The organism is Halalkalibacter suaedae (assembly GCF_017939705.1).
Taxonomy (GTDB): domain Bacteria; phylum Bacillota; class Bacilli; order Bacillales; family Bacillaceae_D; genus Halalkalibacter; species Halalkalibacter suaedae.
In genome coordinates, this window is sequence record NZ_JAGKSQ010000001.1 from 130,948 (window position 1) to 151,913 (window position 20,966).

24 protein-coding genes and 1 other annotated feature are annotated in these 20,966 nt (G+C 38.9%); of the genes, 2 read left to right on the forward strand and 22 right to left on the reverse strand.

All coding sequences use genetic code 11. From position 1 onward, the window contains the following. Positions 1-22: 22 nt before the first annotated feature. The 17 genes from J7W16_RS00650 to J7W16_RS00730 form a co-directional block, all read right to left on the reverse strand. Complete coding sequence (locus J7W16_RS00650; protein WP_210595004.1) at positions 23-1,018, reverse strand: PstS family phosphate ABC transporter substrate-binding protein; 996 nt, start codon at positions 1,016-1,018, stop codon at positions 23-25. A gap of 349 nt (positions 1,019-1,367) precedes the next feature. Then, positions 1,368-1,784: a universal stress protein gene (locus tag J7W16_RS00655; protein WP_210595005.1), complete on the reverse strand. Its 417-nt coding sequence runs from the start codon at positions 1,782-1,784 to the stop codon at positions 1,368-1,370. Positions 1,785-1,917: 133 nt separating this feature from the next. Continuing rightward, complete coding sequence (locus J7W16_RS00660; RefSeq protein ID WP_210595006.1) at positions 1,918-3,372, reverse strand: SulP family inorganic anion transporter; 1,455 nt, start codon at positions 3,370-3,372, stop codon at positions 1,918-1,920. 311 nt (positions 3,373-3,683) lie between these two features. Then, entirely contained in the window at positions 3,684-4,988 is a 1,305-nt protein-coding gene (locus tag J7W16_RS00665) for an FAD-dependent oxidoreductase (RefSeq protein WP_210595007.1), read from the reverse strand. Positions 4,989-5,120: 132 nt separating this feature from the next. Continuing rightward, on the reverse strand, positions 5,121-6,866 hold the full coding sequence (gene arsA / locus J7W16_RS00670) for an arsenical pump-driving ATPase (protein WP_346726885.1): 1,746 nt from the start codon (positions 6,864-6,866) through the stop codon (positions 5,121-5,123). Beyond that, entirely contained in the window at positions 6,863-7,219 is a 357-nt protein-coding gene (gene arsD / locus J7W16_RS00675; RefSeq protein WP_210595008.1) for an arsenite efflux transporter metallochaperone ArsD, read from the reverse strand. Before arsD ends, arsA begins: the two co-directional genes overlap by 4 nt. Before the next feature lie 54 nt (positions 7,220-7,273). After that, complete coding sequence (gene arsC, locus J7W16_RS00680; RefSeq protein WP_210595009.1) at positions 7,274-7,693, reverse strand: arsenate reductase (thioredoxin); 420 nt, start codon at positions 7,691-7,693, stop codon at positions 7,274-7,276. 32 nt (positions 7,694-7,725) lie between these two features. Next, positions 7,726-9,030, reverse strand: coding sequence for an arsenic transporter (locus J7W16_RS00685; protein ID WP_210595010.1), 1,305 nt, complete (start codon positions 9,028-9,030; stop codon positions 7,726-7,728). A 20-nt stretch (positions 9,031-9,050) separates the two neighbouring features. Then, the gene (locus J7W16_RS00690) at positions 9,051-9,401 is read right to left on the reverse strand and encodes an ArsR/SmtB family transcription factor (protein WP_210595011.1); all 351 of its coding nucleotides are present in this window, start codon (positions 9,399-9,401) and stop codon (positions 9,051-9,053) included. Between the two features lie 62 nt (positions 9,402-9,463). After that, the gene (locus J7W16_RS00695; protein WP_210595012.1) at positions 9,464-9,604 is read right to left on the reverse strand and encodes a hypothetical protein; all 141 of its coding nucleotides are present in this window, start codon (positions 9,602-9,604) and stop codon (positions 9,464-9,466) included. Positions 9,605-9,676: 72 nt separating this feature from the next. Continuing rightward, entirely contained in the window at positions 9,677-10,816 is a 1,140-nt protein-coding gene (locus J7W16_RS00700) for an amidohydrolase (RefSeq protein WP_210595013.1), read from the reverse strand. Between the two features lie 102 nt (positions 10,817-10,918). After that, on the reverse strand, positions 10,919-11,203 hold the full coding sequence (rpmA, locus tag J7W16_RS00705; protein ID WP_210595014.1) for a 50S ribosomal protein L27: 285 nt from the start codon (positions 11,201-11,203) through the stop codon (positions 10,919-10,921). Positions 11,204-11,208: 5 nt separating this feature from the next. After that, complete coding sequence (locus tag J7W16_RS00710; RefSeq protein WP_210595015.1) at positions 11,209-11,550, reverse strand: ribosomal-processing cysteine protease Prp; 342 nt, start codon at positions 11,548-11,550, stop codon at positions 11,209-11,211. A gap of 7 nt (positions 11,551-11,557) precedes the next feature. Continuing rightward, the gene (rplU, locus tag J7W16_RS00715) at positions 11,558-11,866 is read right to left on the reverse strand and encodes a 50S ribosomal protein L21 (RefSeq protein WP_210595016.1); all 309 of its coding nucleotides are present in this window, start codon (positions 11,864-11,866) and stop codon (positions 11,558-11,560) included. 12 nt (positions 11,867-11,878) lie between these two features. After that, positions 11,879-11,952 (reverse strand) — a sequence feature (ribosomal protein L21 leader region). A 54-nt stretch (positions 11,953-12,006) separates the two neighbouring features. Continuing rightward, on the reverse strand, positions 12,007-13,506 hold the full coding sequence (locus tag J7W16_RS00720; protein ID WP_210595017.1) for an Rne/Rng family ribonuclease: 1,500 nt from the start codon (positions 13,504-13,506) through the stop codon (positions 12,007-12,009). Positions 13,507-13,925: 419 nt separating this feature from the next. Next, entirely contained in the window at positions 13,926-14,837 is a 912-nt protein-coding gene (locus J7W16_RS00725) for a M50 family metallopeptidase (protein ID WP_246879784.1), read from the reverse strand. Then, on the reverse strand, positions 14,806-15,597 hold the full coding sequence (locus tag J7W16_RS00730; protein WP_210595018.1) for a M23 family metallopeptidase: 792 nt from the start codon (positions 15,595-15,597) through the stop codon (positions 14,806-14,808). Before J7W16_RS00730 ends, J7W16_RS00725 begins: the two co-directional genes overlap by 32 nt. Positions 15,598-15,702: 105 nt before the next feature. On the opposite strand from J7W16_RS00730, the gene J7W16_RS00735 reads away from it, so the two are divergent. Beyond that, complete coding sequence (locus tag J7W16_RS00735) at positions 15,703-16,596, forward strand: aldo/keto reductase (protein ID WP_210595019.1); 894 nt, start codon at positions 15,703-15,705, stop codon at positions 16,594-16,596. A gap of 64 nt (positions 16,597-16,660) precedes the next feature. Here the strand turns inward: J7W16_RS00735 and J7W16_RS00740 are convergent, their stop codons facing one another. Then, positions 16,661-17,188 (reverse strand): MogA/MoaB family molybdenum cofactor biosynthesis protein, encoded by a 528-nt coding sequence (locus tag J7W16_RS00740; protein WP_210595020.1) that lies wholly within the window; start codon positions 17,186-17,188, stop codon positions 16,661-16,663. 311 nt (positions 17,189-17,499) lie between these two features. Here J7W16_RS00740 and J7W16_RS00745 point away from each other — a divergent pair, with 311 nt between their 5' ends. Further along, positions 17,500-17,886, forward strand: a complete 387-nt coding sequence (locus J7W16_RS00745) for a response regulator (protein ID WP_210595021.1) — start codon at positions 17,500-17,502, stop codon at positions 17,884-17,886. A gap of 34 nt (positions 17,887-17,920) precedes the next feature. Here J7W16_RS00745 and minD read toward each other — a convergent pair whose 3' ends face one another. The 4 genes from minD to mreC form a co-directional block, all read right to left on the reverse strand. Further along, entirely contained in the window at positions 17,921-18,718 is a 798-nt protein-coding gene (gene minD, locus J7W16_RS00750; protein ID WP_210595022.1) for a septum site-determining protein MinD, read from the reverse strand. 23 nt (positions 18,719-18,741) lie between these two features. Further along, positions 18,742-19,449, reverse strand: a complete 708-nt coding sequence (minC, locus tag J7W16_RS00755; protein ID WP_346726886.1) for a septum site-determining protein MinC — start codon at positions 19,447-19,449, stop codon at positions 18,742-18,744. 117 nt (positions 19,450-19,566) lie between these two features. Then, entirely contained in the window at positions 19,567-20,091 is a 525-nt protein-coding gene (gene mreD / locus J7W16_RS00760; RefSeq protein WP_210595023.1) for a rod shape-determining protein MreD, read from the reverse strand. 1 nt (position 20,092) lies between these two features. Beyond that, a complete protein-coding gene (gene mreC, locus J7W16_RS00765) occupies positions 20,093-20,965 on the reverse strand; it encodes a rod shape-determining protein MreC (protein ID WP_210595024.1) in 873 nt (290 codons plus the stop codon). Position 20,966: the final 1 nt, after the last annotated feature.

Consider the following 20,966-nt stretch of genomic DNA (forward strand, 5'->3'; position numbering starts at 1 on the left):
ATCTCCTACAGTAACTATTAACTTATTTTAATCCTTCAAGGAATTCAACATACGATTGAAGCTCTTCTTCTGGAAGTGGAGCAAATCCAGTTTCACCAGCAAACTCATTTACATTGTTTACTACATAAAGAGCATAGTCTAATACTTCAGGTCTTTCTTTAGCACTATTAACATTTAAATATGTGAATACAGGACGCGTAAATGGTGCATATGCAGCATCTTCACCGATTGTCTCTAATGATGGCTCAACTGGGCCTTCACCAAAATCAACGTTAACAGCCTTAAGCTTATCTTGGTTGTTTACGTAGTAACCAAAACCAAAGAATGCAATTCCATTCACATCTTCTGCTACTAAATTAACAAGATTCGAATATTCTTGTTGAAGATTAACTGAATCAACTAGATCTTCTTTTTCTAGAATTTTCTCATAGAAAAATTCGTACGTACCATGGTTTTCGTTAGGACCCATTGGCTTAATCTCTTCATCTGGGAAACTCGGATCTAAATCAGACCACTTAGTTACTCCACCATCATGCTTGAAAATACTAATTAATTGCTCATCTGTTAATTCTGTAGCCCAATCATTTTCAGGGTGAATAACAAATGTTAATCCATCTAATGCTACTTTGAACTCTTTTACTTCGATTCCAAGGTCATCAGCGATTGCTTGTTCTTCTTCTTTAATTTGGCGTGAAGCATTATTGAAATCTGTTCCACCATCAACTAAGAACTTTTGGAAACCAGCACTCGTACCTGCACGACTCACAGGAACAACTACTCCTTCTTGCACACTTGTTTGATATTCTTCAGCTAAAGCTGACATTAAAGGATACACAGTACCTGAACCATCAATATTAACTTCACCTTCTAAAGCTGTTTCTTCTGTTTCAGCTTCTTCTGTCTCAGTCTCTTCTGTTTCAGCCCCTGTATTTTCCTCAGGTGCTTCTTCATCAGTACCACATGCAGCTACGAATGCCATAAGAGTTGCCATTACTAATAACAATAAAAGTTTTTTCACTCCATTGTCCTCCCTTTTCTCTTTAACCAAGTATATGTAGAAGGTGTTTCCCTCTCACAATTGCTAGTATAGTGGGACAATATTAAGTGCGTATGACTAGTTTGTAAAGGTTTTGTAAATGTAAGTAGAAACTGCTCACTTTTTGGCAAATTTTGTTCCTTATTTGTCATGATTTCCTTTTAGTGACGGGCTTCATCAAAATTAAATAGGAAATATATAGTATCTAGGTTTTTTTCTTTATTTGTTTAACTTTCAAAACACAACCTTAATAATCAATACATTAAAAAGAGATTGGCAATTAAGTATCCAATCTCCCTAGGGTTTATATTAAAATGATCATCAACAATTACTATTTTACAATCAGTACAGGCTTCTCTACCCTTTTTGCAATTTTATGACTTACACTTCCTAGTACGAACGTTTGAAGTTTATTTAATCCACGACTTCCTACAACAACGCAGTCATACTCTCTATCATTTGCGAACTTAACAATGGCAGGGCCGGGTTCGCCGTGGATAATATGAATGGTAAAGTTGATATTTTCCTGCTTCAGACGTTTAACGATCGGAGCTAATTTTTCCTTTCTTTTTTGTTCAACCTCAAATTTACTATTATAAGCAAGAACATCAGCTTTTGAGGTAGAACCACTAACAACATAAACAACGTCTAGTGTGCTTTCATTCGATTTTGCTAATTCAATGGCTTTTTCTGCAGATCGCAAGGAGTGGTCAGAACCGTCAGCCGCTAACAAAATATGTTTAAACATAATAGTACCCCCTTTTGTTTATTGTAATCGCTTACATTAGAAAAGTGAATCCTCTTTTTACATTTTATTTATAATAAGAAAAAAGGTGCTGCTAAACATAGATTGTTTAGCAGCACCTTCTAATTCATTTGTATTAATGTCCTGAAGCCTTAGAAAGACCACCTATTTTTGATTTTAATTTTTCACTCTCTGAATTTAGCCCGACAAATTGAACATGAACATGATTCTGTTCAAATTTACCTTCAATTTTATCTAGTGCACCAATTGCAGAGTCATCCCATAAATGGGCATTTGTTAAATCAATTTCTACTGATCCGCTCTCCTGTTTAAAATCAAACTGGTTAACAAAATCAGTAACAGAAGCAAAGAAGATTTGTCCAGTAACTTTGTAGGTTGTCTTTTTCGATTGTGTTGTCTTTTGGACATCAACCTTCGATATCTTTGCTGCAAAGAAAATCATACTTAATAAGACACCAGCGAAGACACCAATAGCAAGGTTATGGGTAATGACAACCGTAGCAACGGTAACAACCATAACAAGTGCATCTGTACGTGGTAGTTTGTGAATATTTCTTAGTGAACTCCAATCAAACGTACTAAATGCGACCATGAACATCACACCAACTAATGCTGCCATTGGTATTTGAACGACAATTCCTCCAAGCACCAGGATTAAGAACATCAAAAAGACACCTGCAACTAAAGCTGAAAGACGTCCGCTTCCTCCTGATTTAACATTAATAACTGATTGCCCAATCATTGCACAGCCAGCCATTCCACCGAAAAAGCCTGCAACAATGTTCGCGATACCTTGACCACGACTTTCTTTATTCTTATCACTTTCTGTATCTGTCATATCATCAACGATATTTGCCGTTAATAATGACTCTAGTAAACCAACAATAGCTAAAGCAAGTGAATACGGAAGAATAATCATTAACGTTTCAAATGTAAAAGGAATATTCGGAATCAAAAACAGCGGTAATTCCTGAGTTAGAGCACCCATATCACCAACTGTCGAGACATTAAAGCCTGCAAAAATAGCAACAGCTGTAATTAATACGATCGCAGCTAAAGCCGATGGTACAGCCTTTGTAATACGTGGTAAGCCATAGATAATAACTAGAGTAGCGGCAACAAGTGCATACATTAACCACGTTGCACCCTCAAATTGCTCCAATTGAGCCATAAAAATAAGAATCGCCAATGCGTTAACGAAACCTACCATAACTGACCTTGGAACAAACTTCATCAGTCTTGCCAGCTTAAAAACTCCAAATATTATCTGTAAAACTCCTGTTAAAATAGTTGCAGCAAGTAAGTACTGCAATCCATGATCGGCAACTAATGTAACCATGACTAATGCCATCGCTCCAGTGGCAGCAGAAATCATCCCTGGTCGTCCACCAACAAAGGCAATAACTACAGCGATACAAAAGGAGGCATATAGCCCAACCATTGGATCAACACCAGCAATAATCGAGAAGGCAATTGCTTCTGGAATTAATGCGAGTGCGACAACTAGGCCAGCAAGTACGTCACCTTTGACGTTGCCAAACCATTCCTGTTTAATTGATTGAATGTTCAATCGTGCACCTCTTTCCTAGATTTTTTTTGTTCGACTTTTGACTCTCACAAAAGTCGGGGTCCGTTATTCACAAAGTGTATCTTACCATCATCTGCTCTTTTTTTAAAACGTTATGTAAGCGTGTATCATCTTAATTTGTCTTTCATTTTCTCTATATAACTCTATTTTCCACACTCTTACACAATTACTCTTTTACATAGAGGTAATTAATGTATTAGATAGACATTCCTAATATGAAGTAATGATTTAAAGCATGTCTGACCAAAGTAGATAAGGCCTACTATAATGATCTATAGTAGGCCCTTTCATATTTAACAGCACGAAGTTGGTTTAGCTGTCACTGTTAACGGAATTGCTTTTTTTGTTTGAGGTCTATTAGTTGTACATACACCTGTCTTTGGGAGATCAAGTTCAACTCGCTCGGCTGCATCAAGATCGCCTACCAGTTTAGCTACAACAGATCTAACTTGCTCATACCCAGTTGCCAGTAAAAATGTAGGGGCCCTGCCATAGCTCTTCATACCAACAATATAAAGATTCTCCTCTGGCTGACGTAGTTCCTTCTCACCATGTGGTCGGACAGTACCACAACTATGGAGGTTTGGATCAATTAATGGAGCAAGTGCCGGAACACTCTCAACAGCTGAATCATAACTGATTCTAACTTCCTTTAGGAAATCAAAGTCTGGTCTTGCTCCTGTATTTGTTATGATTTGATCGATTCCTGTTAACTCTTTGTACTCTTCTCCTAGCTGCCCTTTTACGACTAGTGTGTCTTTCCCGCTTATTTCTTCTATATAAAATGGAGTAACGACTTCAATCATTCTAGCACTTACAAGTTCCTTTATTTTTAAACCTAATGCACCTCGAGCTGGGAGAGCATCAGCCTCACCTCCACCGAATGCTTCCTCTACTGTTTGCTTGCGCAACGCCCACGTGATTTTTGTCGTTGGTTCTTGTTTTTGCAATTCCGATAACTCAATAATTGAATTAATTGCTGAATGTCCACTTCCTACAACGAGAACTGATTTACCAGCGTATGTCGAACGTTGCTTTGATAGGACAGCAGGAATACCATAAGTGATCTTATTACTAAATCGTTCTTCACCTTCAGCCATGATTCCCCCAGACCCAACCGGATTAGGATTTTGCCATGTGCCTGTTGCATCAATCACTGCTTTCGCTTCAATTGTCTTAATTCTTTGCTCTTGTTCATATCGAATTGTAAAGGGAACTTGATCGCGGCCTTTTGTTTTTAACTTATCGATTCCTTTTCGTCCGACAGCCTTCACTCTACTATTGTAATGAATGAACGGCTTTAGTTGTCGATGATTCGCAAGAGGCTTGAGGTAAATGTCTACTAGCTCATCTCCGGTATGAAAGTCTTCATCATTTGGATGAAGCCAACCATCCATTTCAAGCAATTGCTTTGCTGCCTTATTAACATTAAATTTCCATGGAGAAAACAAATGAATATGACCCCATTGTCGAATAGACGCTCCAACTTCATTTCCGGCTTCAAGTAAGACAAATGGAATGTTTCTTTCAATTAAGTGAGCAGCAGCCGCAAGACCGACTGGACCTCCTCCAATAATAGCAACGGGTAAATGACTCATGTATATCCCTCACCTTCTTATTATGGATACAAAGTATAGGATTTCTCTTCTGAAACTATCTTGAACTTGTTAATCTGATATAAAATAAACTAACCCAGTCAACAAGCGTTATTGTTGAGTCAGTCTGCATGTCTAATCAATCATTGCTTTTACTTTTTCATACCCAATGATTAAATCAGACTTCCATGGAATAACAGACATTCTGGCGGCACGTTCAGACACGATGTTCATCCATCTCATTTCTGTTGCTGCACGAGCTTTTAATATCGGATCAATTGTATTTGTTTTTGCAAAGCTTTGGTTAATCACCCACCAGCTCGGATAAATACTTGCCCTTTTTAAATCCTCTTCCAAACGTATCGCTTCATAAACAGGTGTTGCCTCAGGCAGGGTTACGATGATGACATCTGTTTCGTTTCCATTTCGTAAACGCGGCAATAACTTGTTAACGGACTCTGGAATTTCTCCCGTTGAACGTTCTAATTCCTTGTGATAAGATTCAGCGGCATCTAAGAGCAGCAGCGTATGTCCTGTTGGAGCTGTATCGATAATCACAAAGGAATCCTCTGCTTGATCAACAACAGCTGCGAATGCTCGAAAGACAGCAATTTCCTCTGTGCAAGGAGAATTTAAATCTTCTTCGAGAAATGCAAGCCCATCTTCATCAACTGTATCTTTTGCTTGTTGAAGAACTTCTTGCTTATAACGTTCAACTTCAACCTTTGGATCAATCCGGCTTATCGTTAGCGACTGTTCCGATTCAACAACAACATGTGCCGCTGGGTCTGTCGTAGTTAAGTGGACTTGATAGCCTTTTTCAACTAAGCCGACAGCAATGGCTGCTGCAACGGTTGTCTTGCCGACCCCACCTTTGCCCATTGTTAATACAACGCCACTTTTTTTCTTACTTACTTGCTCAATGAGCTCCGAGAGATTCTCAGCATTTACTTCTGTATTAGAAGTAATCGTTTCAGTAATTAGGTCGTCTTTGAATAATGCTCGTAATGAGTTGACACCAGTAAGTGGATATGAGACAAATGGCAATTCATACGTAGGTCTCTTCGAATCTACTTGAATCTCCTTCAAAGCTTTTTCCTGACGTTGAAAAAAAGTAGTTGATACCGTATCTTCTTTTACAAATTGTTGCAGTTTGCCGTTTATCAGCAATTTCTGATTTGTTAGACCGACATCCATTAACTCTTTCGCCGCTCGATTTGCCTCTTTAAGTGCGGATTCCTCTGGTCTAGCTACTAAAATAAGTGTTGTTAACTCTGAATTTGCCAGTGCTTTGACCGCTTCTGTGTATAAAGATTTTTTCTCTGCCAGTCCAGATAATGGTCCTAAACAAGAAGCTCCGTGTGTACTATCTTCTAGGAAGCTTGACCAAGCAGATGGCAGCTGTAGTAGTCTTAACGTGTGACCAGTTGGTGCTGTATCAAAAATAATATGATCATATTCACTCGTTCGAGTTTTGTCTGTTAAGATTGAAGCAAATTCATCAAATGCTGCAAGCTCAACTGTACATGCTCCAGACAATTGTTCTTCCATCTGTGCAACGACTGTGGCTGGAAGCTTATCACGATATGGCCCAATAACTTTTTCACGGTAGGCACGTGCAGCTTCTTCTGGATCAAGATTAATAGCATACACATTATCCACTGTTGACAGTTTGGTTGTTTGAAATTCGATATCTTCTTCAAAGACATCCTGAAGATTTGAAGCAGGATCCGTACTAACAATTAATACTTTTTTACCTTGATCCGCAAGGGCAACAGCAGTTGCACAGGCTGTGGACGTTTTTCCAACGCCTCCTTTTCCAGTAAAAAAGAGATAAGGTGTCTGACTATCTGTTATTGGTTGGAAACGAGGATAACTCACAGCAATTCAATCCCCTTTTTTGTACTTTTATCTTTGGAAAGTTGTTCTATCGACATATCTGTCCATGTTGCAAATTCCTCTACTGATGGGTATCTCCCGACAAGCCTGATTTCATCATCAACAAGAACTGCCGGTAATCCGTCCATTCCTTTTTCATTTAAAAGCCCTTGGATCAGACTATTTTCAACAAATGCTTCTGGCTCAGATGTTAAATTAAAGCGTTTAATATCGACGCCGTTTTTTTCTAATAAAAAGATTGCACTGGCAACTCTTGTTAGCTCTGGATCAACTGATGGACCGCATACACCTGTCGTGCAACACATTGCTGGATCATAGATTCGTAATTTAGCCATCCTATTCACTCACTTCCTATTATAAAAAGCCGAGTTTCCTCGACTTTTCATTTTTTATTTACCTGTTTCAGCAAACGTTTTGATTCGTTCACCAATTTCATCACGAACTCGTTGGAAGAATGCCCATTTTTCCTCTTCCGTACCTTCTGCCTTTGCTGGGTCATCAAAGCCCCAGTGATCACGTTCTTTGTTTGGTGGAGTTGCTGGACATACATCATTAGCATGACCACAAAGCGTCACAACGAAATCCGCTTTCTTCAAAATCTCTTGGTCAATTGTATCTGATGTTTGGTTAGAAATATCTACATCTACTTCAGCCATTGCTCGAACAGCGTTTGGATTAACTCCATGTGCTTCAATCCCTGCAGAATAAACGTCATATTTGTCACTTAAATATGTTTTTCCCCAACCTTCAGCCATTTGGCTTCTGCAAGAATTTCCTGTACATAAAAAATAAATAATAGGTTTTGACATTGAGTATGGCTCCTTTTAATTGAGTTTGAATTTTATAAGATAACGATAAACCAGAGATATAAACCAACTAGTGTAATGAACAGTGTCGGAACAGTTAGGATGATCCCTACTTTAAAGTAATAACCCCAAGAAATCTTCATTCCTTTTTGAGAAAGAACATGGAGCCATAGCAGTGTTGCTAATGAACCAATTGGTGTAATTTTTGGACCTAAATCTGAGCCGATAATATTGGCATAAATAAGAGCCTCTCTCATCACTCCAGTCGTATTGGTCTCAGCTATAGCAAGAGCATTGATCATGACTGTTGGCATATTATTCATGATTGAAGAGAGAATTGCTGCGATAAATCCCATTGACATTGTCCCAACAAATAATCCTTGCTCGGTTGTTAATTGAATCAGAGAAGCCAATACATCTGTTAATCCAACATTACGTAGGCCATAGACAACGACATACATCCCAATTGAAAAAACAACAATCGCCCATGGTGCACCCTTGATAATGCCGGCTGAGCTAAGTTTGGGGTGCTTGGCACTAATTGAACGAAAGACCAAATAGAAAATAAGAGCGATAGGCATAGCAATAAAGGATACAGGTACTTCTACAAATTCACTAATAAAATAGCCAATTAATAAAACAGCTAAAATCAACCATGAAAGTTTAAAAAGTCGTTGGTCTTTAATGACCTCAACTGGTTTCTTTAATTGAGTGACATCATAGTCTTTTGGGATGTCTTTACGGAAATAGAGATAAAGCACTAAAATACTTGCCCCTAATGCAAAGAAATTAGGAACGATCATTCTTGTTGCATATTCAACAAATCCGATTCCGAAAAAATCTGCTGAGACAATATTAACTAGGTTACTAACGAGTAATGGTAATGATGTCGTATCAGCGATAAATCCACTTGCCATAATAAACGGCAAAACCATTGCTTCTTTAAAGCGTAACGCTCGAACCATCGCAAGAACGATTGGTGTTAAAATGAGGGCTGCCCCGTCATTTGCAAATAATGCGGCAACAATTGCTCCAAGAACAGAGACATATAAAAACATTTTCAAGCCATTGCCTTTTGCAAATCTGGCCATATGTAGTGCGGACCATTCAAAGAAACCAATTTCATCTAATATTAAAGAAATGATAATAATAGCAACAAATGTTAATGTTGCATTCCAAACAATTCCTGTTACTGTCACAACATCATTAAAATCAACGACACCAACTAAAAGAGCTAAGACTGCACCAATAGATGCAGACCAGCCTATTGATAGATTTCTAGGCTGCCAGATGACTAAAACAAGTGTAAACAGGAATATTAGAATGGCTAAAATAGTCATTCTACCTTCCCCCTCGACGATTACTCACAACAAACACGTAATCCACGTTTTTCTAATTCTATTAATTTATTTTTTTGACTTGGTACATGCTTTAGTAGTTCATCAACCATCGTATAGGCCTCGTGTTGCTTGTTGACCCTATAGAAAATCCACTGGCCTTTTCTTTCCTCAACAACTAAGCCAACATCTCTAAGCTTACGTAAGTGCTGACTAACAGAAGGCTGACTCATTTGAAACAGTTCGACAAATTCGCAGACACAACATTCATCCTCTGACATCATCGACATCATCGACAGTCTTGTCTTATCACCGAGAAGTTTTAGTATTTTTGATGCAATGTCTAGTTCTAATGTAGAGATAACCTCGCTCATTTGCTTTCCTCCCTCCTGCTTTTTATTGTATAAGCATATACTTATATATGCAACTACTATTTTCAATTACGTCTTTTTGAATCATGCCTTTCTCGTTCAATGAACAAGACGAGTTCTGTTATTAGCCGTCTCTGCTCACGACCTGTGGCCAGGCAAATATTCTCTTTCATCTTCTCGAGCTTATTTACATATTGCTCATTCACTTTTGATACTCTCCTTCTGTCCGAATCCACGCTTCAAAAAAGCTTACCTGCCAATGGCAAGTAAGCTTCATTCTAATTATGCACACATTCCCCGTTAATAAACGTCTTTTCAACAATCGCTTGGCCAGATAGGGGATGAGCATTCCAAATGACAAGATCAGCATCCTTGTTTTCTTCTAGTGAACCTACTTGATTCTCAATGCCTAAATGCTCAGCTGCTCGTATTGTTATTGATTTCAACGCAGTTTCTTCAGATAGTCCGTATTTGACAGCTGTTACAGCAGACGTAATTAAATGATCAATTGTCACAACAGGATGATCGGTTGTGATCGAGAAGGGAACACCTGCTTTCTCTAATTCAATTAACGTATGGAAGCCTTTGTTATTAAGCTCTTGCTTCGTTCTTGATGTCATTGTCGGTCCAACTGACACCCGAATATTATGACTTGCTATATAGGAAGTGATCAAATGACCTTCCGTACAATGTTCAATTGTCGCATCAAGATCAAATTCTTTGATTAACCGAAGGAGCGTGACAATATCATCAGCACGATGGGCATGGGCACGTAGTGGAATCTCTTTACGGAGGACTTTCACAAGCTGTTCCATACCTAGGTCACGGTCCTTAATCTCACCAGCATCTACTTTCTTCATATAATCCTGTGCTTTCATAAATTGCTGACGAAATAAAGCAGCAACACCCATTCTTGTAATCGGTAACTTTCCTTTCCCACCATGAACACGTTTTGGGTTTTCCCCAAATGCCGCTTTCATCCCTGATGGTGACCTAACAATCATCTCGTCAACAATGGTTCCTTGCGTTTTCACAATCGACATTTCACCACCGATTACATTCGCACTCCCAGGCATAATCTGAACCGTTGTGACACCAGCCATTCTAGCATCCTCGAACCCTCGATCAAATGGATTGATTCCATCTATCGCACGAACATATGGTGTGGTAGCACTGGTCGTTTCATTAAAATCATGTCCAGCTTCACCTAACCCTTCAGAAAATACACCTAAGTGAGTATGTACATCAATCAAACCGGGCGTCACATATTTCCCTGCGACATCGATAATCTCTGCTTGTTCAGGAATAGCAAGGTTTGTACCAACCTGAACAATCTTTCCTTCATTGATAAGCACAGTTCCATTTTCAATTATTTCACCTGTGCCTATTAACACAGTCCCATTTACAAATGCTTTCATTCTCTTCACCTCTTCTTTATTCAGCTACACGAACTATATTAGTTAGAGTATAACACAAAAAAACTCTCCATCAGAATACCTGATAGAGAGTTTTCATTTGCATTATTGAGCGACTGGATAGACGCTCACTTGCTTACGATCACGACCAACGCGCTCGTATTTAACAACGCCATCTACTTTTGCAAATAGAGTATCGTCGCCACCTTTACCTACGTTCACACCAGGATATACGCGTGTACCGCGTTGGCGTACAAGGATTGAACCACCAGAAACAGCTTGACCGTCAGCACGCTTAGCGCCTAAACGCTTAGACTGTGAGTCACGTCCGTTCTTTGTACTACCTACCCCTTTTTTCGATGCGAAAAATTGAAGATTCATTTTTAACATGGAATTCACCTCCCGTGTTTATCATTAATTTCGATAAATTGACTGTATTCCTCAGCTATCGATAAAAGAGACACTAGCATCCCTTCAAGAAGAAGCTGGACTTTCTCAAATGTTGTGCTGTTTAAACCTGTTGGTACACAACAGCGGAGAAAACCACCATCCTCTTCCATCTCGACGTTAAGCTCTGTACCACATAATGTGGCAATCGCATTCACAGTTCCAATGGATACTGCCGAAGCACCAGCACAAACGAGGTCATGACCATACGGACCAGAGTCTGCATGTCCACTCATCGTAAAAGAGTCAATATCATTGTTATTATTTCGGAGAATCTTTACCGTAATCATCGGTTACTTACGCGTTAATCTTTTCGATTACCACTTTTGTGTAAGGCTGACGATGACCTTGCTTACGACGGTAGTTCTTCTTAGCCTTCATCTTCCAAACGATGATTTTCTTTTGACGACCGTGTTTTTCAACTTTAGCCGAAACCGTAGCGCCCTCTACAAATGGAGCACCAACTTTAACATCATCGCCACCTACGAATAAAACGTTATCGAAGCTAACTGTTTCACCAGCTTCTGCGTCTAATTTTTCGATGTAGATTTCTTGGCCTTCTTGAACCTTGATTTGTTTACCACCAGTTTCAATAATTGCGTACATACTTGCACCTCCTCATATACTCAGACTCGCCATCCTAGGTAGGCCTAAGCCGTTTTAGAACCTATTCTGTGCGGTTGTAGTTGTTTGGGTGCGACCAAATAACTAACAAACGAAATTGTACCATATGAGCACGAATGATGTCAATTAGATTTTAATCGTTCAAGCTGTCTTGACGCTTCTTCCATATCACCAATATAACGGATTACTGGTCCTTCTAGTAAGCGTTTATTCGGATAGATCAGAATGCGAAATCCCAATGCTTGTTCAAGTCTTTTTAAGTGCTCACCTTTCTGCCCGGCAAAAACAGTTGAAACAACCGAAGGGATTTCGACAACAACGGCTTCTTCAATCGTTCCTTTATACTCCCATAGCTGTCTTTCTAATTGAAAGGCCTGTGCTTCGTCTGAGAGAACGACACCTTTCCCGTGACAGGTCGGGCATGGTTTGGATAAGCTATCTTGAAGATTCTGTCTGATTTTCTTTCTAGTCATTTCAACTAGACCTAGCCCCGTTAACCCAACTAGATTTGTTTTTGTACGATCTTTTTTTAATTCACGTTCAAACAAGGTTAGAATATATTCACGGTCCTCTTCTCTTTTCATATCAATGAAATCGATCACGATAATACCAGAAATATCTCTGAGCCTTAGCTGTCTAGCGATTTCTTTTGCTGCCTCACTATTTGTATGACGAATCGTATCATGTAAATCGTTCTTGCCTGTGAATTTACCTGTATTCACATCGATCACGGTTAACGCTTCTGTCTGATCAATCATCAAATAAGCACCATTCTTCAGCCATACCTGCTGCCTAAGTGCACGTTCTAGCTCCTTATCAATTTGGTAGCTCGAAAAGATATTTTCCTTTTCTCGATAAAAGGAAAGCTTCTCTTGAACATTAGGATAAGGATTCAAAAGGTCCTTCAATAATTGGTACTCTTGAAAATGGTCAACAACGATCTCACTTACACCCTCATTAACCACATCTCGCACAACCCGTTCAACGAGCCCGGTGCTCTGGTATACGAGAGCTGGTGCGACCTTTTCATGTTCTTCTTTGTAGAGTTTCTTCCAGTAGGATCGTAAAAAAGTTAATTCCTTTTCAACTTCCTCTTCTTGATGACCCTCACAGGATGTCCGAATAATCAGTCCTTCCTGTCCTTCTCTTAAAGTCTCTCCAATCGAGCGCCAGTGCTCTCGTGCATCAGGGGAGGAGAATCTTCTAGACACTCCTACATATCCACCTTCAGGCATATATACTAAAAACTGTCCAGGAAATGATATGACCCCACTTAACCTCGGACCTTTCGTACCAAACCCTTCCTTTGTCACCTGGACAAGAACTTCTTCTCCTTGTTGGACAAATTCTGATATGCTACGTTTCTTTTTCTTCTCTTCGTCTTCTAAAGAAAGATGAAATGAGAGCAAATCATCTCGGTACAAAAATCCATTTTTCTCTCTTCCTATATCAACAAAAGCGGCTTGCATCCCGGGTAATACCGTGACTACGCGGCCACGATAGACATTGCTTACAATCCGCTGATCTAGCGTTCTCTCAATCATAAGCTCAGCAACTCTTCCATCTTCAATAATTGCTGCTCTTCTTTCTCTTGTGGCTAAATTAAATATAATCTGCTTCACTCGGATAGCCCCTTTACACCCTTTTCTTACTCATATTGTACCATGATCCAGGGGTAAAATGCCTGAGGCTACTGAAAAAGGTCTCGTTTTCAAGGCCGCTGAAAAAGGTATGATTTTCACTTTTTTCAGCGGCCTTTAAGCAATGAGCGTAACCGTTGCGGTGTCTTAAGCCCTGCTATGAGTGGGTTTCTCATAGCAGGCGTGCAACGTGTGGAGCCATTGCTACTTCCTTGAAACTGCTAAAAAGGACTTTATCAGCAGTCTCTGATTTTCACCTATCTTGAGTAGCCTTTAAGTAATAAGTGCTACCGTTGCAAAGTCTGAAACCTGCTATCAGAGGATTTATCATTGAAGCCTGCAACGAGTGAAGCCATCGCAGTCTCCTTGCTAAAAGGAACGTTTTAGTGGATCAAAAACCTCTATCTGTGGTTCCGAGAATCAGTAAATCCAAAACGTGAAAGCGGGGCCTTTAGATCATTTTTTGTGAACAATAGTTCAAGCAATTCTTTTTCTTCAACCATTGATGTCGTTGCCTGCTTTGTATGAAAGATTTTAAACGAGTGCCTGTACCCTCTCCGACACTTTTTCATAACTTCTTTTAAAGTAAGCGAATCTCTCACAGGCAACAGTGATTCTTTCAAATAAGGTACATTCATCTCCATTGATCTTCGTGCCATCAAAAATCTCATAAACTTATAATGTCTTTGTTTCCATTCCAAATAATTTGAAATGATTAAAAAAGAAAGAACAATCCATAAATTCAGATGAAATGGGAGATAAATGAAACTTAGAACGACCAAACTGATTAATCCGATACAAGAAGCATAGCGACCAATCGTCAATGCTTGAACATAAGGATAGCGATACGTAAACCACATCTGCAAAAGCCTTCCCCCATCTAAGGGGAGAACGGGAATAAGATTAAATCCTAAAATCATTAAGTTATGCCAAATAAACAATTGGTGATCATACAATGACCAAAACGAAAAATTCATCATTAGATAGGAAAGCAACATCATCCATAGATGTTGAAATGGACCAGCCAAAATCACGATTACCTCTTCATGAAATGGTCGATTCCCTGTATCATCTACTTCAGCAACCCCACCGAACGGCAACAGCTCTATTTTGTTAATTCTCCAATTAAAAAAATTTGCGGCAAACGCATGACCCATTTCATGAATGAATACGATCGTAAATACCATTAACACCTCTTTAAAATAACCAGTCATGACACCTATACCAACAACTAGCCAAAATAAAGGATTAATTTTAATCTTTGAAAAAAGATTATTCATGTTAATTAAATGAGATAACTTCGCTTGGATCAATGTATTGTTCACCATTTTTCAGTGCGAAATAGAAAATTCCTTTTTGAGCTTCTTCGTTGGTTTGAACGGTGCCAATGATTGTTCCAGCTCTAATGTTGTCGTAAATATTCACTTCAATTTGGTCAAGCATGCCATAGATCGCCTCAGTACCATCGTAATGTTCGACAACGACCGTTTTGCCTAGTCCTTGCTCTGATTCTTGTCCAACCGACTTAACCGAGCCACTCTTAACAGATTCAATTTCTGCATGCATCCCTGTTTCAATCATAATCCCTTGCCCGTTTTCAGTGAACGGCTCACTTATCGTTCCTATTGCTGGGAGGGCATAGATCATTTCGATATCTTCATTTGGATCGCCTTGAGCCAGATCCTGTTCAATTGGGACAAGGGCTAGTGGACGTCCAAATTGTTTTTCGTACCAATTTGAGATGGCTGCAAACTCAAATTCATATTCGAAAGATTGTTGAACAAACTGTTTCGCCTTTTCTGCTTGAGGTGTTGTTGATTGAAATAAAATCGCAAGCATTAAAAAGAGACAGATTGCCATCATTAAACGAAAAACAAATAAATCTTTTCCTTTTGTTGGAGTCGGTGTTTTTCTATTAGTATCTTGCGGAATATAAAAGTCTGGTTCCTCTCTTGAGTCCTCCTGCCGATTCATAAGCATAGGTACAGTTTTCTCCCGCTGCTTAACGTTGTATTCAATTGTCCTTCTTCTTGAGTCTAGTTCCTTCCTAACCTTGCTTAATCTTTTAGACATTCGCACCCCATCCTTTTACCCGATTATTACTTAACTATATGACTTGTCCCCTCTTGTTATGCCATAATAGAATAGAACTCTAGTAAAAGATCGGAGGCATTATATATGAATAAACGTAAACTAGGTCATTCTGATCTCTATGTCAGTGAACTTGGGCTAGGTTGTATGAATATCGGTCAAGACCGCTCAACGGCTAGACAAACAATTGAAACTGCTCTTGAGCTTGGCGTAAATTATTTGGATACTGCTGATTTATACGATCAAGGTTTAAATGAAGAGATTATTGGTGAAGTGATAAAAAATAAGAGAAAAGATATTATCCTTGCAACGAAAGCCGGAAATCGATTTGAAAAAGGAAAAGAAGGATGGTCATGGGATCCGTCTAAATCCCATATTAAACAGGCAGTAAAAGATAGCTTACAGCGATTACAAACCGACTATATAGACCTTTATCAACTTCATGGGGGAACGATTGATGATCCAATTGATGAAACCATCGAGGCGTTTGAAGAGTTAAAACAAGAAGGTCTCATTCGTTACTACGGACTGTCATCGATTCGTCCAAATGTCATCCGAGAGTACATCGAGCGATCATCCATTGTAAGTGTCATGATGCAATACAGTCTATTGGACAGAAGACCTGAAGAACTATTTCCCTTGTTTGAGCAAAAACAAATAAGTGTTGTTGTTCGTGGTGCACTGGCAAAAGGTCTATTAACGGATAAGCCTCTAGCACCAACAAGTAGCTATCTAACATACTCAGCTGAAGAACTTGCAGCCGTTAGGCATTCACTAGATAACCACACTCGTTCAAACAACTCCATTGCCCTTCACTACTGCCTTTCTTCTGAAGTCGTTGCCTCTGTCCTAGCCGGTGCTAGTAAAGCTGGACAAGTAAGAGATAATGTTCAAGCGATCCTAACAGAACATTTGAGCGAAGCAGAGAGAAGGCAGCTTCAAGACATCACCAAACAAGACTTATATCAGGATCATCGCTAACTAAAAAGGGTGATTCAATGGTTAATTACGACCATTGAATCACCCTTTTTTTGATCTCTTCTTATCAGCTTGTAACTCTTACTTTATCTTTTAGAATTTCTCGAACGACTTGGCTAATCTCAGGAATAATAATACGATCCATAGCAAGCTTAACCGCACCTGGTGCTCCTGGCATTGAGAAGATGACCTTTCCATCCCGAACTCCTGCGGTTGCTCTACTTAAAATTGCGGCCGTTCCAACATCTTCTGTAAAGCTTAAATGACGAAAGATCTCACCAAAACCCGGCATCTCTTTATCTAAGCTATCTCTTACCGCTTCATGTGTTGTATCATTCAATCCAATACCCGTACCACCAGCAATTAGGATAGCGTCGATATCTGCTCGAATGGCCGCAATTTTAATCCAATGTTGAATCTGCGTATAATCGTAATCAATTGTTTGATACTCTGTTACACAATGTCCCTTTTCCTCGAGCATTGTTCGAATTAATGCACCACTTTTGTCCTGACCATACGACTCACAATCAGACACCGTTAAGATCATGCAACGAATCGTTTGTGTCGCTTCATTTAGTTGTTCTTCCAATGTCATTCTAGTGTTCCTCCCTCTCAATCAAGCATTCTTTTCTAAAATCATAACATAGCCACTAACATCGTTGAATGCTTTCATCGAGATAGGTCATCTAATGGTCAAATAGTTAAGAATGCTAAGGCAAAAGCCCCTCACCTTCATGTAATCCAAATAACCAAGTATTATCTGAAATTATGACTGAAAATGACTTTTTAATGGAATAGAAATTCCAAAATCAGAGAAAAGACTTGCATAATTCTTCATACAAATTTAATATGAAATTAATAAATCCATATATAAATAAGTAGATTACAAACTAAATGGGGGTTCCTATGTATTCACGATCCGTTGCTTTAATTGAAGATGAGCCAAGTCACGTGACTTTAATGGACTATCACCTTAATGAACTTGGAATCAATGTTACTAGCTTTACAAGCGGACAATTATTTCTTCAAGGAATGTCTTTAGTACAGCAAGAATTCTCACTGATAATAATTAGCGACCAATTATATGACACTCCAATTCTTCCTTTTGTCCAGGAATTAGAGCAAAGTAAACTAACGACAGTACCTGTGCTAGTTATGACAACAGGACGCCAGGAACAAGTTCGTTCAGATACATGCGAGGTTCATTATTTACATAAACCGTTCGCTATCCATGATTTTCGTCAGGCAATTCAAGGCATTTTGCAAGAACCTACGTTAATTGTTTCCTCATAAAATAAGAAGGGCCCCAAATGGAGCCCTTCTTATTTTATCTAACGCTGAAAAATTGCTTAATCTTTGCAAACATTCCTTTGTCTTCATCAAGCGACATAAGTGGAACCGTTTCACCAAGAATACGGCGTGCAATGTTACGGTAAGCAATCGAAGCTTTGCTTGTCGTATACAATGCAATCGGCTCACCTTTATTCGAATGCTTAATGACCTCTTCATCATCAATGACAATTCCAATCAAATCAATTGATAATACATTAGCAATTTCATCAACATCTAACATTTCACCGTTTTTCATCATATGACCACGAATGCGATTAACTATTAATCTAGGAGGTTCAATTTGCTTTTCTTGCTCTAGTAATCCAATAATCCGATCAGCGTCACGGACAGCTGAAAGTTCTGGTGTCGTCACAACAATAGCACGATCTGCTCCAGCTATCGCATTTTTAAATCCTTGCTCAATACCTGCTGGACAATCAATAATGACATAGTCATACTCCTGTTTTAATTCATCAATGATCACCTTCATCTGAGCTGGTTCAACCGAAGTCTTGTCCTTTGTTTGTGCAGCCGGTAATAAAAATAAACAATCAAAACGCTTATCCTTAATTAATGCTTGTTTCAGTTTGCAACGACCATCAATAACATCTACAAGATCGTAAATGATGCGATTCTCTAAACCCATGACAACATCAAGATTACGCAGACCGATGTCAGTATCTACTAAACAGACTTTTTTTCCAGAAAGTGCAAGTGAAGTACCAATATTGGCAGATGTCGTTGTTTTACCAACGCCACCTTTTCCACTTGTAATGACGATTGCTTCTCCCACGTTCAAGACCCCTTTCTATTGCCTTAGTTTATTTGTTCTTCATTTTTATTTAAATGTTGATGTGTATGTACAAGTTGTTGAACTCGGCCAATTTGTAACGAGATACGCTCATCTAAAAATGCACTTGCCATAATAGGTTCCTCTTCCCCGTCTCTTTCAAATTGCTTCATAGCTTCTGCAATCTTCAGCTGTGATGGGGCCATTAAAGCAGCTGAAATGATTGCCTTTTCATCTCCATTAGCTCCTGCATGTGCAATCCCGCGAAGGGCACCCATAATATAGATATTACCAGTAGCAACCACTGTCCCACCAGGATTAACATCGCCAATCAGCAGCAGGTCTCCCGTTACTTCGAGGACTTGTCCAGAGCGGACCATCCGAGTTAATGTAACGGTTTGAGATTTCCTTCGTAACTGCTCTGATTCTAGCTTTGTTATGACCTTGCAATTAAAATGATCAATCGCTAAATTACGGTCTTCTGTAATAATTTGCTCGATTTCCTGTTTGTGTTCAGGCTGCAAATAACGAAAACCACTTTCCACTTTAACTAATACATCAGGTCCATCTGCTTGCTGATAATGTTTAGAAGATAGCTTTTCTATTAATTCATCAATTAAACTCTGATAGGAACAAGTATCATCTAATAAGAAAATAAGTCCCTCTTTTGTTCCTTTTATTGTAACGTTTTGCTTTTTTTGAACCATTAGTGTGTTCACCTCTGCCTCACTCACCTTCGTTGCTCCCATTTCACTCTCGCTCAATCGTTCTAACGGAAAGATGGGCTAGTACATTTATTCAACAAAAAGCAGGTAAAACCCTCTTTTTTCTAAGGATTTACAAATAAAATCTTATCTTTCACGAAGGCTAGCCTGCTTCTTAACATGTTCTGTTATTTTGTAAAAAGGATAGAATAGAAGAATAGCAAACACACTATTCAAAACAACACTTGGGAGCAAACGGCTCTGTGCAAACAAAGCAGGAGCTAAATCAGTTCCCCCAATTAACAGAAAAAGACCGTATTGGTAATATTCAAAAAAGACAATCGCAACAACAATTAAACCTAGTTGTGCCAACAGTGAATCTTGAACACGTTTATATGGAAATACGAGAAAATAACCGATTAACCCAAGACCAAATAAATACACACCTAGAAGTTGAGTATAAACAATGTCATACATCAATCCAAAGATAAGTCCATATAGAAGACTAGACGCTCTGCCAAAATGAATGCCTACTAAAATAACGAGTACAATTAAAAACCGTGGGACAAATTCAACTATATCACCTTTGTCATTTGGGACAAGCAATTGAAAAAGCGTCCCTTCCATCACAAAAAAGAAGAACACCAGTCCCGGAATATAAATTCGACTCACGTCACTCGTCCTCCTCAATTAGATCAGGATCAAGCGTTGTACTCGTTCTTTCAACAATATAGACATAGTCTAACCCGTGAAAATCAGCTGTTGGCTCGATAAAAGCATTTTGAGTTAAGCCGTATTCATCCGGTTCCACTCTGACAATTTCACCAATTAACAACCCACTTGGATAAAAAGTACTTTTCCCTGACGTTGTTACCATTTGTGTTTCTTTCACATCAGCATCAATGTCAAAGATTCTCATTTTAATTAGACCAGTATCTTCTTCGTATCCTTCAATTATACCAGAAACCGGTTGATCAATTGAGACTTCGACCGATACACGATTTGTCCGATCATTATCAGAAAGTAGTTGAACCCTTGAAGAGAATTCACTTACTTGACTCACTTTCCCGATAAAACCACCCTTTGAATCTACTACAGCCATATTTGGCTTAACACCATGCTCTGAGCCTTTATTCAGACCAATATATTCTGTCCAACGATCTGGACTTCGATGAATAACTACTGCTGAACGGATTACATAATCATCAAGACTTTCATTTAAATCGAGCATACCTCTTAGTTTATCGTTTTCTGTTCGAAGATTATTTCTTTCAATTGAAATTTGTGCATACTCCTCAAGTCTAGCTTTTAATAGCTTGTTTTCTTCATAGACTTGGCTCATATCTTTAACATTTTCAAAGAAACCCGCTACAGCGTATGCGGGTTTCATGAAAATGGTTTGCACCCAAGCAACAGAATCTCGGATCATTTGCTCGGGACCCGAGACTCTTTCACGGTCAGACATTGAATAGCCGATTAAGCCGACTAAAATAATGATGCTAACCAAAAGAAGAATTAATTTTTTATTTGAAAAGAAGGAGGGCATA